Origin of the sequence: Auritidibacter ignavus (assembly GCF_003703835.1) — a bacterium.
Classification (GTDB): domain Bacteria; phylum Actinomycetota; class Actinomycetes; order Actinomycetales; family Micrococcaceae; genus Auritidibacter; species Auritidibacter ignavus.
The window spans coordinates 60,220-75,396 of the sequence record NZ_RDQR01000004.1 but is presented as its reverse complement, the minus strand read 5'-3'; the positions used below and the strand labels follow the sequence as shown (position 1 = coordinate 75,396).

12 protein-coding genes are annotated in these 15,177 nt (G+C 59.1%); 4 read left to right on the top strand and 8 right to left on the bottom strand.

All coding sequences use genetic code 11. The features are described from left to right. Window positions 1-83 precede the first annotated feature (83 nt). A complete protein-coding gene (locus DYI20_RS03640; RefSeq protein ID WP_110100454.1) occupies window positions 84-1,088 on the top strand; it encodes an LLM class flavin-dependent oxidoreductase in 1,005 nt (334 codons plus the stop codon). Window positions 1,089-1,114: 26 nt separating this feature from the next. Here DYI20_RS03640 and DYI20_RS03635 read toward each other — a convergent pair whose 3' ends face one another. From DYI20_RS03635 to rraA, 3 genes are all read right to left on the bottom strand, one after another. Next, window positions 1,115-4,297, bottom strand: a complete 3,183-nt coding sequence (locus tag DYI20_RS03635; protein WP_110100453.1) for a bifunctional [glutamine synthetase] adenylyltransferase/[glutamine synthetase]-adenylyl-L-tyrosine phosphorylase — start codon at window positions 4,295-4,297, stop codon at window positions 1,115-1,117. Beyond that, the gene (gene glnA / locus DYI20_RS03630) at window positions 4,254-5,612 is read right to left on the bottom strand and encodes a type I glutamate--ammonia ligase (RefSeq protein WP_110100592.1); all 1,359 of its coding nucleotides are present in this window, start codon (window positions 5,610-5,612) and stop codon (window positions 4,254-4,256) included. The genes DYI20_RS03635 and glnA overlap by 44 nt, the downstream gene beginning before the upstream one ends. A gap of 87 nt (window positions 5,613-5,699) precedes the next feature. Further along, window positions 5,700-6,200: a ribonuclease E activity regulator RraA gene (gene rraA, locus DYI20_RS03625; RefSeq protein ID WP_110099339.1), complete on the bottom strand. Its 501-nt coding sequence runs from the start codon at window positions 6,198-6,200 to the stop codon at window positions 5,700-5,702. Between the two features lie 50 nt (window positions 6,201-6,250). Between rraA and panB the strand changes: the two genes are divergently transcribed. Then, a complete protein-coding gene (gene panB / locus DYI20_RS03620) occupies window positions 6,251-7,099 on the top strand; it encodes a 3-methyl-2-oxobutanoate hydroxymethyltransferase (RefSeq protein ID WP_122548884.1) in 849 nt (282 codons plus the stop codon). Window positions 7,100-7,173: 74 nt separating this feature from the next. Here panB and DYI20_RS03615 read toward each other — a convergent pair whose 3' ends face one another. Then, window positions 7,174-7,356, bottom strand: coding sequence for an SPOR domain-containing protein (locus DYI20_RS03615; protein ID WP_110100451.1), 183 nt, complete (start codon window positions 7,354-7,356; stop codon window positions 7,174-7,176). Window positions 7,357-7,438: 82 nt separating this feature from the next. Here DYI20_RS03615 and map point away from each other — a divergent pair, with 82 nt between their 5' ends. Together map and ppgK are read left to right on the top strand one after the other, a co-directional pair. After that, window positions 7,439-8,404, top strand: coding sequence for a type I methionyl aminopeptidase (gene map, locus DYI20_RS03610; RefSeq protein ID WP_110099336.1), 966 nt, complete (start codon window positions 7,439-7,441; stop codon window positions 8,402-8,404). A 39-nt stretch (window positions 8,405-8,443) separates the two neighbouring features. After that, the gene (gene ppgK, locus DYI20_RS03605; protein WP_110100450.1) at window positions 8,444-9,247 is read left to right on the top strand and encodes a polyphosphate--glucose phosphotransferase; all 804 of its coding nucleotides are present in this window, start codon (window positions 8,444-8,446) and stop codon (window positions 9,245-9,247) included. A gap of 114 nt (window positions 9,248-9,361) precedes the next feature. On the opposite strand, the gene nrdR is transcribed toward ppgK, so the two are convergent. The 4 genes from nrdR to lspA all read right to left on the bottom strand — a co-directional run bounded on the left by nrdR (window position 9,362) and on the right by lspA (window position 15,154). Next, window positions 9,362-9,847 carry a transcriptional regulator NrdR gene (nrdR, locus tag DYI20_RS03600; protein ID WP_110099334.1) on the bottom strand — a complete coding sequence of 162 codons (486 nt, stop codon included), beginning with the start codon at window positions 9,845-9,847 and terminating at the stop codon, window positions 9,362-9,364. A 123-nt stretch (window positions 9,848-9,970) separates the two neighbouring features. Beyond that, window positions 9,971-13,555: a DNA polymerase III subunit alpha gene (gene dnaE / locus DYI20_RS03595; RefSeq protein WP_110100449.1), complete on the bottom strand. Its 3,585-nt coding sequence runs from the start codon at window positions 13,553-13,555 to the stop codon at window positions 9,971-9,973. Window positions 13,556-13,659: 104 nt separating this feature from the next. Then, window positions 13,660-14,604, bottom strand: a complete 945-nt coding sequence (locus DYI20_RS03590) for an RluA family pseudouridine synthase (protein WP_110100448.1) — start codon at window positions 14,602-14,604, stop codon at window positions 13,660-13,662. Continuing rightward, a complete protein-coding gene (gene lspA / locus DYI20_RS03585) occupies window positions 14,591-15,154 on the bottom strand; it encodes a signal peptidase II (protein ID WP_233242901.1) in 564 nt (187 codons plus the stop codon). Before lspA ends, DYI20_RS03590 begins: the two co-directional genes overlap by 14 nt. Between the last annotated feature and the right edge of the window lie 23 nt (window positions 15,155-15,177).

Here is a 15,177-nt window from a genome sequence, read left to right as displayed (position 1 = left end):
AGCACCGCCAAGGAATATTTGTCTCTCGGTTGGAGCTATACGCGACAGAAACACAGATCCTGCTCACTGAAAGAAGGTTTCGAATGCCTGAAGCTGGCGCTTCAACGAACTACCGGGTTTCCATTCTCGACTTAGCCACCGTCCGCCATGGGCAGTCGATTGGTGACGCGGTCGGTGAATCGCTGACTTTGGCCCAGCGGGCCGAAGAACGAGGTTTCCACCGTATTTGGTTCGCTGAGCACCACAACATGCCCTCGATCGCTTCGTCGGCAACCTCCGTGTTGCTATCTCACATCGGCGCCCACACCTGCACGATCCGCTTGGGCTCTGGTGGCGTGATGTTGCCCAACCACGCTCCGTTGCTGATTGCCGAACAGTTCGGGATGTTGCAGGAACTCTACGGCCCCCGCATCGACCTCGGCTTGGGCCGTGCACCAGGAACCGACCAGAAGACCCTGTGGGCACTGCGTCGCGATCCTCAGTCCGCTGACCGGTTCCCCCAAGACGTTGTGGAGCTGCAGGGCTACTTAAGTGGGGACTCCCAGATTCCCGGGGTGGAAGCCTACCCGGGTAAGGACACCAACTTGCCCATCTTCATTCTCGGCTCCTCACATTTCGGCGCGCAGCTAGCTGCCAAACTGGGCCTGCCCTACACCTTCGCATCTCATTTCGCTCCGCAGATGCTGGAATCGGCTGCCAGCTTGTACCGGGAGCACTACGAGCCCTCTGAACAGCACCCGGAGCCCTACTTCATTGCGGCCCTGAACGTCATTGCCGATGAGACCGAAGAGGGCGCCCAGGCCAGCTTGGAGGCCGCTCAGCGCTCCCGGATTCGGTCCTTCCTGGGTCGCGGTAAGAACCTCAGCGACGATGAGGTGTCCTTGCTGATCCACTCTCCGGCCGGCGAACAGGTGTTGAGCATGTTGAAGTACACTGCGGTGGGCACCGCCTCAGTGGTACGCGAGTACATGGATCAGTTTGCCGAACGGGTCTCAGCCGATGAGCTGATCATGACTAATCTGGCCCCGTCGTTGCAGAGTCGCTTGACCACCTTGGACCTGGTCGGCTCCTCGGTCATCAACCGATAAACTCCAGTCACCCCGATGGGTTGAGGCTAGTTCATCCCATAGAACCGATGTTCGAACACCTGCCGAGCATGGCGGGTGATGCGCAAGTAGTCCTCTTCGAAAACACCCGCATTGCCCGACTCATACCCGCACCACTGGGCGACCGCTTCTAGGTCATCTCGGTTGGTGGGCAACGTGTCGGAGGCACGGGCCGACCAGATCATATTCGCCGAGCGGATCCTAGAGCACAGTCTCCAGGAGTTTTCCAAGGCTTGGGCCTCGTGGGCATCAAGGTGCCCGAGCTCGTGCAATGCCTCCAACGCTTCCACGGTGGAGGTGGTGCGCAATGACTCTGCTTGACCGGCGTAGCGCAACTGGAAGGTCTGCACCAGCCACTCCACATCCGACAGCGACCCACGCCCGAGCTTCACATGCCGGTTAGGATCAGCCCCGCGGGGTAGTCGCTCGGATTCCACCCGAGCTTTCATTCGACGGATCGCCCGTAACCGTTGCGGGGTCAGCTCGGTGTGATAGCGCACCGAGTCTGCCCAGTTCGTGAATTCATCCTGCAGAGCCTGTTCTCCAGCTAGCGTCCGGGCCCGCAACAGCGCCTGGATTTCCCAAATCTCAGCCCATTGCTGGTAGTAGTTCCGATAGGACTCCATCGAGCGCACCAAGGGACCCTGTTTACCTTCGGGGCGCAGGTCCGCGTCAATCATCAGTACCGGTTCCAACGGGATGGCCGGTTTCAGCGGCATCTTCAGGTAGTGGGTGAGTTTCTTGGCTTGGCTGACGGCCTGTTGGTGGGCCTCACGCTCGTCGGTGGCTGCCTCGGTGGGTTGGTGAACGAACATCACGTCCAAATCCGAGCCATAGCCGCATTCCTGTCCGCCTTGGCGCCCCATGGCCACCACCACCAGGTTCGCCAGTCGTTTCTCACCACTGTCGGCAAGTTCGCGTTCCACCAAATCTAGTCCGGCCATCGCGCTGGCTTGGTCGGCCCGGCATAGCGCGTGAGAGATCTCATCTTGGTCGATCAGTTCCAAGGCGTCAGCCATTGCGGTACGCAGAATTTCGCGTCGACGAATCAGCCGGATGTGGCGCATCGCTTCGTTGACTTCAGGGTGACGCGACAGCACCGAGCGCATCTCGGTCAGGATGGCGTCCAGGCTCAAGGGCACCAGGTCCTGGTCACGGTCTAGCCAGGCGGTGGCCTCCGGAGAGTGTTCCAGCAAGTCGCAGACATACCGGGAACTGGACAACACGGTGCAGAGTCGCTCGGCAGCATCGGAGGAGTCCCGCAACATACGCAGGTACCATCCTGAGCGACTGATCGATTCCGACAGACGCCGGAAACTCAGCAGACCACCATCGGGGTCCGGACCGGCAGCCAGCCAGCCCAACATGGCCGGTAGGAGCTGACGTTGCAACGCCGCCGAGCGAGACACGCCCTCGGTAAGGAACCCAATATGGCGGATCGCGCCCTTGGGGTCTCGGTACCCCAGGGCGACCAGCCGCTGTTGGGCAGCTTCAGAGGAGAGTCTGACCTGGTCGGCCGGCAGGGCCGCGGTGGCAGGAAGGAGCGGCCGGTAGAACAACCGCTCAAAGACCTCGGCGACGGCTCGAGCCGTCTTCTTCCAGCTGCTCAGCAACTCATCAGCGTTATGCGGATGTTCCTGCGCACCTGAGCCGACGGCCCGGGCTAGCACCCGGAGATGTTGTTCTTTTTCGGGTAGCAGGTGGGTGCGACGCATCTGGGCAAGTTGTAACCGGTGCTCCATCACGCGTAAGAACCGGTAGTAGTCCGTCATCGAGCGCGCGTCGGCCCGTCCCACGTATCCGCCGGCTTCCAAAGCCTGGATAGCTTCTTCGGTGGAGCGCACATGCAGGCTCGAATCCGTTTTTCCGTGCACCAGTTGCAACAGCTGGACCGGAAATTCAATGTCACGCAGTCCCCCACTGCCGAGCTTGATGTCACGGTGACGCTGTTTCGCCGGAATATTCTTTACCACCCGGCGTCGCATCGATTGGACCTGAGAGACGAAGCCTGGCCGGGTGGAGACCTGCCAGACCAGGGGGTAGATGGCGTTGAGATATTCCTCAGCCAAGCGGTGGTTACCGGCCAGTCGACGACACTTCAGCAAGGCCTGGAACTCCCAGGTATGGGCCCACCGGTTGTAGTACGTGCGGTGTGACGCTACCGTGCGCGACAGTTCTCCATCTTTGCCTTCGGGGCGCAGGTTGGCGTCGACCTCCCACAGCCCGGGCTCTGGGGCGGGAGACTGGATGGTGTGTGAAATCCCGGTGGCCAGTTCTCGGGCCACCGCGGTCATGGTTTCCTCCGACAAAGACTCCACATGCTCCGAGGCTGCCGGTCCGTGCACAAAAATCACGTCGACATCCGAAAGGTAGTTCAGCTCTCGGGCACCGCATTTGCCCATCCCCATCACGGTCAGGCTCGTGCCATCGATTTCTTCGCGACTAAACTTCGACTCAGCATCGAATCTCGCCACCGCCAGAGCGGCCTCCAGGGCCGCAGCAGCCAGGTCAGCCAACCACCGGGAAATAATCGGCTGGGCACCCATGGGATCGGGGGCATTGAGGTCTTGGACGGTAATGCTGAGAATTTGTCGCCGATACATAACCCGTAGCGCCACCGCCGCCTCTTTACCACCCTGGGTGGCCACCGGTTCTTCCTGCTGTGGATCAGCTCCCACAGCCTCCAGTAACAGGCAACGCAAAGCCTCGGGAGCATAGCGTGCTTCTCCGTGCGCGTCAGGCTCGTAGATCCCAGCAACTGCGGGTGCGCTGGCCACAGCGTCCTCGGACCCGGTGACGACGTCCAGGTGCTCAGGGTAGCGGATCAGAAATTCACCAAGGGCTTCCGAGGTGCCCAACAGCCGAATCAGCGAGCGGATCTGGTGTTGCTCAGCTTGGTTGAAGAGCTCTTGGACACTGGCTTCGGCCTCCACGAGTCGGATTAGCAGGATTAGCGCTTGGTCAGGATTGGCAGCCACCGAGATGACATCGAGCAACTGGTCTCGATCCAGCTCAGCGAGCTCGGGCGCTTGTAGCCGGCTTTCCGCTCGCGACAGGTCGGTGAACCCCGCTCCGGCCAGGGTGCGCCCGCGTGAGGACCGGGATCGTGAACCGGATGCGGAGGTGGGGGTACGTTTGGTCAAGGAGCTACACCGCCCCGAGGTAACGGGAGAGCTCGAACGGGGACACATTGACCCGGTATTGTTCCCATTCTTCGCGTTTATTGCGCAGAAAGGACTCAAAGACCTGTTCGCCGAGCACCTCGGCAACGAATTCAGATTCTTCCATCACCCCCAAGGCATCGTGGAGGGTGGATGGCAACGGTGAGTGCCCCAAGAGTCGGCGTTCGTGTGAGGTCAACTGTGAGATGTCCTCTTGGGCAGCCTCAGGTAGGTCATATTCTTCCTGAATACCCCTCAGACCGGCAGAGAGTAGCAACGCATAGGTCAGATAGGGGTTGGCCGCGGCATCAATACCGCGGTATTCCACCCGAGCGGATCCGGCCTTATCCGGCTTATATAAGGGAACACGGACCAGGGCGGAGCGGTTGTTGTGGCCCCAGGAGACATAAGGTGGTGCTTCTCCCCCGCCCCAGAGCCGTTTATAGGAGTTGACGAACTGGTGGGTTACCGCGGTGATCTCCGCGGAGTGTTTTAGCAGTCCGGCGATAAAACGACGGGCGGTGGTCGACAGCTGGTACTCGGCTCCGGGGGCATAGAAGGCGTTGACGTCCCCTTCGAATAACGAAAAGTGTGTGTGCATCGCTGAGCCGGGGTGTTCGCCAAAGGGCTTGGGCATGAAGGTCGCGTAGTAACCCTGCAAAGTGGCGACTTCTTTGACCACGGTGCGGAATGTCATGATGTTATCCGCGGTAGCCATCGCATCCATGGCACGTAGATCAATCTCGTTCTGGCCCGGGCCCCCTTCGTGGTGGGAGAACTCCACGGAAATTCCGACCTGCTCCAGCATGGACACCGCATGACGGCGGAAGTCTTGGGCGACCCCACCGGGCACGTGGTCAAAGTACCCGGCAGCATCCACCGGTTCGGGGTTGTGCATCATCCGCTTCGGGTCCGAGCGTTCTTCCAGATCTGCCTTGAGCAGATAAAACTCGATTTCCGGGTGCAGGTAGCACGTGAATCCCAAATCCGCGGCCTTGTCGATACTGCGTTGGAGCACGTAGCGGGGGTCAACGGCCGCCGGTTCCCCATCGGGCATCTTCACGTCGCAGAACATGCGTGAGGTTTGTTCATCTTCACCCCGCCAGGGCAAAACCTGGAAGGTCGAGGGATCCGGTTGTAAGAGCATGTCGGATTCGAAAATCCGGGTGAACCCATCGATCGAGGAGCCATCGAACCCCAGGCCCTCAGTGAAGGCGTACTCCACTTCAGCCGGGGCCAGAGCCACTGATTTCAGGGCACCGACCACATCGGTGAACCACAGTCGCACAAAGCGGACGTCTCGATCCTCAAGGGTGCGCAACACGAATTCTTGCTGCCGGTCCAATCGTTCCACGGTCGCTCTCCTGCATCAGCGTCGTGAGGTGGTGGGGCTCGCCGGTGACGAGCTACCTCGGCAAGTCTACGTCACCGCTTACTCGGTGTCGTCTAGTTCCACCGGGTCACTAGTGACCACGATCCCGTCGGCATCGGAGTAAACGTACTCTCCCGGAATGAACTCAATCCCACCGATCACCAGGTTAACATTCGTGACACCCAGTCCTTCTTTGCGGGATTTTTGGGAGTTGGTGCCCAAGGCTTTAACACCGATCGCCATCTCGGCGATCTCGGCCGAGTCGCGGATGGCGCCATGGACGATCACCCCGGCCCAGTTGTTGTCGATGGCCAGTTGAGCAATATTGTCTCCGAGCAACGCCCGGTTCAGGCTTCCGCCCCCATCGACAACAAGTACCCGCCCCTCTCCTGGCGTGGACAGCGTAGCCCGGACTTCGGTGTTGTCTTCGAAGCAACGCACCGTGGCGATCTGGCCGGCGAATTTCTGCACTCCGCCGAAGTTCCGTAGTTGAATCGGACAGCTCCGGACCGACTCTCCAAGGTGATCTGCAAGGTCTGTGGTGTTCAGTGGTGTTGTCATGCCTCGATCTTAGAACATCCTCTGTGATCTAGATCCCCTAGACTGTGAGCATGTCGAGTTCAGAGAATATCAGCTACGCCACCGAGAGCCCGAACCCGAAACGTGTTCGCACCCACCACCTCCAGCAGCTCAAAGACGCCGGCCACCGGTTTGCGATGCTCACGAGCTATGACGCCCTGACCGCCCGGATTTTCGACCAGGCCGGTATCGAGGTGTTGCTCGTTGGTGATTCCGTGGGGAACACGGTGCTCGGCTATGACACGACCATCCCGGTCACCTTAGATCAAATGGTGCTGTTCTCCCAGGCGGTCGCTCGTAGCGTCGGACGGTCCCTGGTGGTCGCGGATATGCCATTTGGTAGCTATGAGTCCTCGGTGCAGCAGGCCGTGGACAGCGGGGTTCGGCTGGTTAAAGAATCTCAGGTCGCGGCGGTCAAGCTCGAGGGTAGCGCCCGGTATGCCGAACACGTGGCTGCGATGACCTCAGCGGGCGTGGCGGTCATGGGCCATATCGGGTTCACACCGCAGTCAGAACATGTGCTCGGTGGGTTTCGGGTCCAAGGGCGTGGCCAGGACGCCACCCAACAGATGATCCAGGACGCACTAGCACTTCAAGAAGCTGGGGCGTTTACCGTGTTGATGGAAATGGTGCCCACTGAGGTGGCCGCCGCAGTCGACGAGGCCTTGCAGGTACCGACCATCGGGATTGGCGCCGGCAATGCCACCACCGGTCAGGTCTTAGTCTGGCAGGACGCTTTCGGACTTAGTACGGGGCGTCTGCCTCGGTTCGTCAAGCAATACGCCACCCTTGCGGAACAGCTCTCCCAGGCGGCCAAGACCTATGCCGATGAGGTGCGCTCGGGGGCATTCCCGGACGAGGACTACTCCTTCGCCCGTTAGGTCCGTGATGGATCAGCGTGCAACGGGGAGCACGTAGCGCGGTCGAGCGCGCGCCAGCAGGCGGGGCGAGACGGCTAGTCCTCGGCTTCGTCCTCGGCCTCCCACCGCTCATTATTCTCCTGGACCTTCTCCAAGGCCCGACGAGCCTGTTCCGCCGTCTCGAAGGGGCCCAACAATTTGCGCCAGTTCGATTGGGGACCCTTTTCAACCTCGTGAGTCTCAACATTGAACCAGTACTGTGTCGCGCTGTCAGTCATGGCTCCATCCTCTCATATGGTCCCGAGCTGAGCGTCGGGGGCGAACTACCCCGCACATGCTATTCAGCGTTAGGATCAAGGTATGCCCAGCAATTCAGTGACACTTCATCCTGCCCCAGAACCCGGTACCGAGGGTTCCCATAATCTTCCGGTCGATGGTCCGGCACGGCCTGGGCCCGGCTCGCTGGCGCCGGTGGGACGACTCGCCCCGGGGTATGTTGCCCCACGCTTGCACGTACCCGCCGAAATTCCCCGGCCCGATTATGTCGGCAAAAAAGACCCGAATGAGGGTCAGCACGGCGATGTTTATGATGAGGTAGCTATCGAGAAAATCCGCGCTGCCGGACGGCTGGCCGCGGAGGCGATGAACGCGGTCGAAGCTGCGATTCAACCCGGTGTCACCACTGCCGAGTTGGACCGCATCGGCCACCAGTACATGATCGATCACGGGGCTTACCCCTCATGTTTGGACTACCGGGGTTTCCCAAAATCACTGTGTACCTCGCTGAACGAGGTCATCTGCCACGGGATCCCCGATGACACCGTGCTTGAAGACGGTGACATCATCAATATCGATATCACCGCCTACCTGGATGGTTACCACGGCGACCATAATAAGACCTTTACCGTCGGTGACACCGACGAGCAGTCCCGGTTGCTCATCCAGCGCACCCACGAAGCCATGATGCGCGGCATCAAGGCGGTCAAGCCCGGACGCGAAATCAACGTGATTGGTCGTGTGATTGAAAAATATGCCAACCGGTTTGGCTACGGTGTCGTCCGCGACTTTGTCGGCCACGGCGTGGGCCGGGAGTTCCACTCCGGGCTGATTGTGCCCCACTACGACACCGCCCCTGACCATAACACCGTGATGGTTCCGGGCATGGTGTTCACCATCGAACCGATGATCACACTGGGCGATATTTCCTGGGAGATGTGGGATGACGACTGGACGGTCACGACCAAGGACCGTCAACGCACCGCTCAGTTCGAGCACACACTCGTGGTACGCGAAGATGGCGCCGAAATTTTGACCCTAGCCGAGTAGACACGATCGGAAGACGAGTACAAGGGAACCGTGGTAGCGATGTCTGGTAACAACACCCCAACCTATATCGGCGTGGATATTGGCGGCACCGGGATGAAGGGTGGCATCGTCGCAATCTCAGCCTCCGGCCAGCAGGCCGGTGAACTCTCCGGTGAGCGGTTCCGGATTCCCACCCCGCAACCAGCGACTCCCCAGGCGGTCGCCCGCACCGTCGCTGAGATCATCGATGAACTTGACAGCCGTGAAATGGCCCCGGCCCGGGATCGCCCGGTGGGAATTTGTTTTCCGTCAGTGATTCACCACGGGCTGGCGCTGTCTGCCAACAACATCGACCCGTCCTGGATTGAGACGAATGCTCACGAGCTGTTCTCCGATCACCTGCACCGCGATGTGCGAGTCATCAACGACGCAGATGCTGCCGGGCTGGCTGAAGCCCGTTTCGGTGCTGCCCGCGGGGTGTCTGGTTCGGTGCTGGTGGTTACACTGGGCACCGGCATCGGTTCGGCCATGATCCATAACGGAGTGTTGGTGCCCAATTTCGAACTGGGTTCACTCGAGTTCCGGGGAAATATGGCCGAGCGCGATGCCTCTGCGTCGGCGCGGGAGCGTGCTGAGCTAAGTTTCCAGGAGTATGCCGAGCAACGGTTACAGCCCTATTTCTCCTACCTGGAACGACTATTTTCCCCGGAACTGTTCGTGATCGGCGGTGGCATATCGCAACGTGCCGAAGAGTTCCTGCCCTATGTGAAGCTCCGCGCACGAACTATCCCGGCACAGATGGTCAATAACGCTGGCATTATTGGCGCAGCGTTGTTCGCCTCGATCGCCGACACATCGATGTAGTCGAGGCCGGTTTCACACCGCAGTCTGCACCGCGACGACGCAGTGCCGCGGTCCATTGAGTTGAAAACCGGTGGGATCGCGGCTTCCCCTCCGCAATCCCACCGGAAAACTATTTTATCGAGTAAAGAGTTTCGCTTGTAGGGGTTCTACCGCGAAAGGATGCTCTCTCAGCTCGCTAATGGCTTTCTCGAAATCGTCCAAAGAATCAAAGTCCTGGTACACCGAGGCAAATCGCAGATACGCCACCTGGTCCAATCGGCGCAATGGTCCCAGAATGGCCAACCCGACTTCGTGGGCATCGACCTCCGAATTACCGGTCGATCGAATGGCCTCTTCAACCTCTTGCGCCAAGACAGCCAAGTCGTCTTTTGATACCGGGCGACCCTGGCAAGCTTTCGAGACACCGTTGATGACCTTATTGCGGTCAAAGGGCTCAGCGACTCCGGAACGTTTCACCACCATCAATGACGTGGTTTCTAACGTGGTGAAACGTTTACCACACGCTTGGCACTGCCGACGGCGACGAATTGCAGAGCCGTCGTCGAGGGAACGAGAATCGACCACCCGGGACTCCTCGTGTCGACAGAAAGGACAGTGCATCTTCGCTCCGATTTTCTCACCGTGTCACGGTATCGACGTTAGACATCCCCCACAATACTCCCACATATAGGCGTGTTTCAAATACACAGCTACTACATGTAGTAACCGAAGGGTTTGTGGCGCTTAGTCCAGACAGGAGGCTCCCAGCAGCACCTTGAGGTCACCAAATAGGGCTGGATTAGGTGACACGCGGAAATCTGGGCCAAGCTGCATCACGTCAATGCCGAGATTGCCCATCAGTTTCACCCGCACGTCGGTCGACCCGGAATGGTTCTTCAGGGTTTCGCCAAGCTCCCGCATCAGACTTTCGGTGGCCTTGAAATGCGGGATGCTGAGGTTCACCGGTCCCCCATGGCCTACACTGGCTTCCTGTGCGTCGATCAGCGTCATCTCTTGGGCCGAGAGCGAGACCGACCCGTCGTCACGTCGTTGGACTCTGCCTTTGACCGAGACGATGAGATCTTCGGCCAGTACGGTGGCAATCGGTGCATAGACCTGTCCGAAAAACATCACATCCATCGACCCGTTGAGATCTTCGACTTCGGTACGGGCATAGGCATTACCCGAGTTCTTCGCGATCCTGCGCTCCAGGGTGTTGATCAGGCCAGCAATGGTGACTTGGGCCCCGTCAGCAGGGCCATCTTCATCCAGGATCTGGGTGATGGTGTGGTCAGCGTATTGCGACAGCACCGATTCTAGGCCTTGCAACGGGTGATCCGAGACGTAGAGTCCCAGCATGCCACGTTCAAAGCTGAGCTTGGTCTTACGATCCCATTCCGGCACGTCCGGCACAGAGATACCCAGGCCCACGTCAGCGGCTGAGGTGTCGCTGTCGTCAAGCAGGGAGAAGAAGTCGAATTGGTTATTGGCCTCTTGCCGTTTCTGCACCACCGAGGCGTCTACGGCTTCTTCATGCACCGCCAACAACGCGCGCCGGGGGTGACGCATCGAATCGAAGCCCCCGGCTTTAATCAAGGATTCGATGGTGCGCTTATTGCACACCACCTGCGGGACCTTTTTAAAGAAGTCCTGGAAGCTGGTGAACTGACCTTGCTCTTCACGGGCGTTCACGATCCCGTGCACGACATTGTCGCCCACGTTGCGCACCGCCCCCAGGCCGAAACGAATATCGTTACCAACCGGTGTGAACTGCAAAGCTGATTCATTGACGTCGGGCGGAAGCACTGTGATACCCATGCGACGGCACTCGTTGAGATACATTGCCATCTTGTCTTTATCCGAGCCCACCGAGGTCAACAGGGCTGCCATGTATTCAGCCGGATAGTGAGCCTTCAGGTACGCGGTCCAATACGAGACGAGTCCGTAGGCAGCCGAGTGGGCCTTATTGAACGCGTAGTCAGAGAATGGAAGCAGAATGTCCCAGAGCGCAGTCACCGCCTCTTCCGAATAGCCACGGTCCAGCATGCCTTGGTGGAAGTCCACGTACTGTCGGTCCAGCTCGGCTTTCTTTTTCTTACCCATTGCGCGACGGAGAATATCCGCTTGACCCAGCGAGTAGCCGGCGACCTTCTGGGCGATGGCCATCACCTGCTCCTGGTAAACAATCAGACCGTAGGTGGTGTCCAAAATGTCTGCCAGTGGTTCTGCTAGCTCCGGGTGGATCGCGGTAATCTCTTGTTGGTTGTTCTTGCGCAACGCGTAGTTGATGTGCGAGTTGGCACCCATCGGGCCCGGGCGATATAGCGCGATGGTCGCGGAAATATCTTCGAAGTTATCCGGGCGCATCATCTTTAGTAGCTGGCGCATAGGGCCACCGTCGAGCTGGAAGACTCCGAGGGTTTCTCCACGCGCCAGCAACTCATAGGATTCGGTGTCGTCTAAGGTGAGAGCTTCCAGATCCAGTGGGGTTCCCTGGTTGGCCTCAATGTTGTCCAGGGCATCCGAGATGATGGTTAGGTTGCGCAAACCCAAGAAGTCCATTTTGATCAGCCCCAGGCCTTCACAGGTGGGGTAATCAAACTGGGTGATGACCTGGCCGTCTTGGAGTCGGCGCATAATGGGGACTACATCAATCACCGGCGCCGAGGACATGATCACCCCGGCGGCGTGCACACCCCACTGCCGCTTCAAACCTTCTAGGCCCTTCGCCGTTTCGAAGACATCTACCATCTCCGGGTCGGTCTGGAGCAATTCGCGGAACTCTGCAGCCTCGTTGTACCGAGGCGCCTCGGGGTTCTCAATGTCTTTGAGCGGAATGTCCTTAGCCATCACTGCCGGTGGGAGTGCTTTGGTGAGCTGCTCCCCCATCGAGAACGGTTTGCCCTTCACACGGGCAGAGTCTTTCAACGCCATCTTGGTCTTGATGGTGCCGTAGGTGACAATCATTGCCACCCGCTCGTCCCCGTATTTTTCGGTCACATAGTCAATAACCTCAGGACGACGGCGATCGTCGAAGTCGACGTCGAAGTCAGGCATCGAGACACGGTCCGGGTTCAAGAACCGCTCGAAGATCAGCCCGTGCTTGATGGGATCCAGCTCGGTAATCCGCATCGCGTAAGCGACCATCGAGCCTGCACCAGACCCACGGCCTGGGCCGACGCGGATGCCGTTATTCTTTGCCCAGTTGATGAAGTCTGCCACGACCAGGAAGTAACCGGGGAAACCCATGGAGATGATCACGTCAAGCTCATAGTCGGCTTGCTTCTGGGCGTAGTCGGGGACTCCATGGGGATAACGATTGCGCAGGCCTTTATTGACCTCTTTGATCAACCAGCTGGTCTCGTCTTCCCCCTCGGGCGTGGGGAAGGCCGGCATGTAGTTGGCATCGGTGTTGAAGCTGACATCGCACTGTTCGGCAATGAGCAAGGTGTTATCGCAGGCTTCGGGGAACTCTTTGAACAGAGTGCGCATTTCACGCGATGACTTCAAATAATACTCGTTGCCTGAAAAGGCGAAACGGGAACCGCCCTGATCGTAGGTGGGCTCATCCAGTCGGGACCCCGATTGCAAGGCTAAGAGGGCTTCATGGTGACCGGCGTCGTGTTCGTGGGTGTAATGCAGGTCGTTCGTAGCGACCATGGGTAGATTGAGTTTTTTGCCGATCTCAAGCAGATCGGTAAACACCCGGCGCTCAATATCGAGGCCGTGTTGCATGATTTCCAGGTAGAAATTCTCCTTACCGAAGATATCGCGGAATTCCGCAGCGGCCTCCAGCGCCTCTTGTTTCTGGCCCAGTCGCAATCGAGTCTGCACTTCCCCGGACGGGCACCCGGTGGTGGCAATAATGCCCTCCGAGTATTGGCTCAACAGATCTCGGTCGATGCGCGGCCATTTAGAGTAGACCGAATCCAGTGATGCGATCGAGGCAGCTTTGAATAAGTTGTGCATGCCGGTGTTGTTCTTCGACAACATGGTCATGTGCGTATAGGCGCCACCGCCCGAAACATCGTCACCACGCTGGCCCTGTTCGCCCCACCGCACCCTCGTTTTGTCGTGGCGGGACTGCTGGCCGGGGGCCAAATACGCTTCTAACCCGATAATGGGTTTGATGCCGGCGTTTTTGGCTTTGGACCAGAAGTCGAAGGCGCCGAAGAGATACCCGTGGTCGGTAATGGCCATGGATTCCATACCCAACCTGTTGGCCTCGGCGAATAACTCGTCCAGTTTCGCCGCTCCATCCAACATCGAGTACTCGGTGTGGGTGTGCAGGTGAACGAAACCTCGATCCTCAGAGGCAGTTGAGGTCATAGGAATTGATCATCTCCTCGACGACGGCCAGGGTCACCAGACCCCAGTCTAGTCCTTTCACACCTGCTGTGTGGCAGCTCCTCACTCGCTTCTGTACGGGGCGACTACCGATTGCGGAGCACCGAGAGAGCAAACTGCAAATCGTGAGGGTACAGGCTGGTGTAGGTGACCCATTCGCCGGTGGTGGGGTGTTGAAAACCCAGTTGGTGGGCATGCAACCACTGTCGGGTCAGCCCCAGGTTCGCGGCCAGCTTTGGATCAGCACCGTAGGTGAGGTCTCCGGCCAGCGGATGACGCATCGCGGAGAAATGGACACGGATTTGGTGGGTGCGACCGGTCTCCAACCCCACACGGATCAGCGTGGCAGTACCGAAGGATTCCAAGGTCTCGTAGTGCGTGACTGCATGTCGACCACCGTCCAGGACAGCAAACTTCCAGTCGTGTCCTGGGTCGCGACCGATCGGGGCGTCGATAGTGCCGTCGACGGGATCCGGTAGCCCCTGGACCAGAGCGTGATACGTTTTGGCCGGCACCCGGTCACGGAACTGGTCTTTCAGGTGGGTATAAGCGGTTTCACTGGTGGCCACCACCATCAGTCCACTGGTTCCCACGTCCAAGCGCTGCACGATGCCTTGTCGCTCAGCGGCCCCCGAGGTAGAGATCCGGTACCCGAGTCCGGCGAGGCCGCCGACCACGGTGGGGCCGACCCATCCCGGAGAGGGGTGTGCAGCCACGCCGACGGGTTTGTCGACGACCAGATAATCGGGATCTTCGGCGATAATCGTCAGGTCTTGCACAACCTCCACTTTAACCTCTAGCGGGTCGGGGTCTTGCGCGTCGGTGACCACCACTCTGGTACCCGGTGTAACCTTGGTGGATTTCAGTACCGGATCTCCGCTGTCAGCCTCGGTCACCAGGCCACGAGAGATCCAATCGGCTGCTTGAGAGCGCGAGACCCCTAACGCTCGCGAGAGCACCGCATCGGCGCGTCCGGATTCGGTCAGCTCAATCTGCTGCTCTGCGGGGCGCTCGGGATTAGTCTGAGACATTCTCTGGACTTTCCGCCCGGGCAGGCTCGACGGAAGCTTCGTCCTCGGCGGCATGATCGTTCATAGGTAGCCCCGTAAAGATCAGGATTACGACCGCGATCATCGAACACACAATCAGTGAGTCGGCAATGTTGAAGATCGCAAAATTGGGCAACGAGATGAAGTCAACGACGTGCCCGACGCCGAAGCCCGGTTCACGAAAGAGCCGGTCGGTGAGGTTGCCGGCAATGCCGGCGGCCAGACACCCCAGCGTGATCAACCACGGAAGGGTTCGGGCCCGGCTGATGATCAGATACATAACGACCCCCAGAGCAAGGGTTTGGATGATCGTGAAGATCCAGGTGTAGTCAGTACCGATGGAAAAAGCTGCCCCGGGGTTGCGGATAAAGTACCAGTGCAATAAGGGCGGAATGACCGGGATGGATTGTCCTTCGGACATATTTTCCACCACGACGTATTTGGTGATTTGATCGATCAGATAGCCGATGACAAGAGGGATCATGGCCATCCACCAGGGAAAAGTGCGGCGGCGTGATTGGGCATCGCTCACGGTGGTGCTCCAAGGTCGGGCGG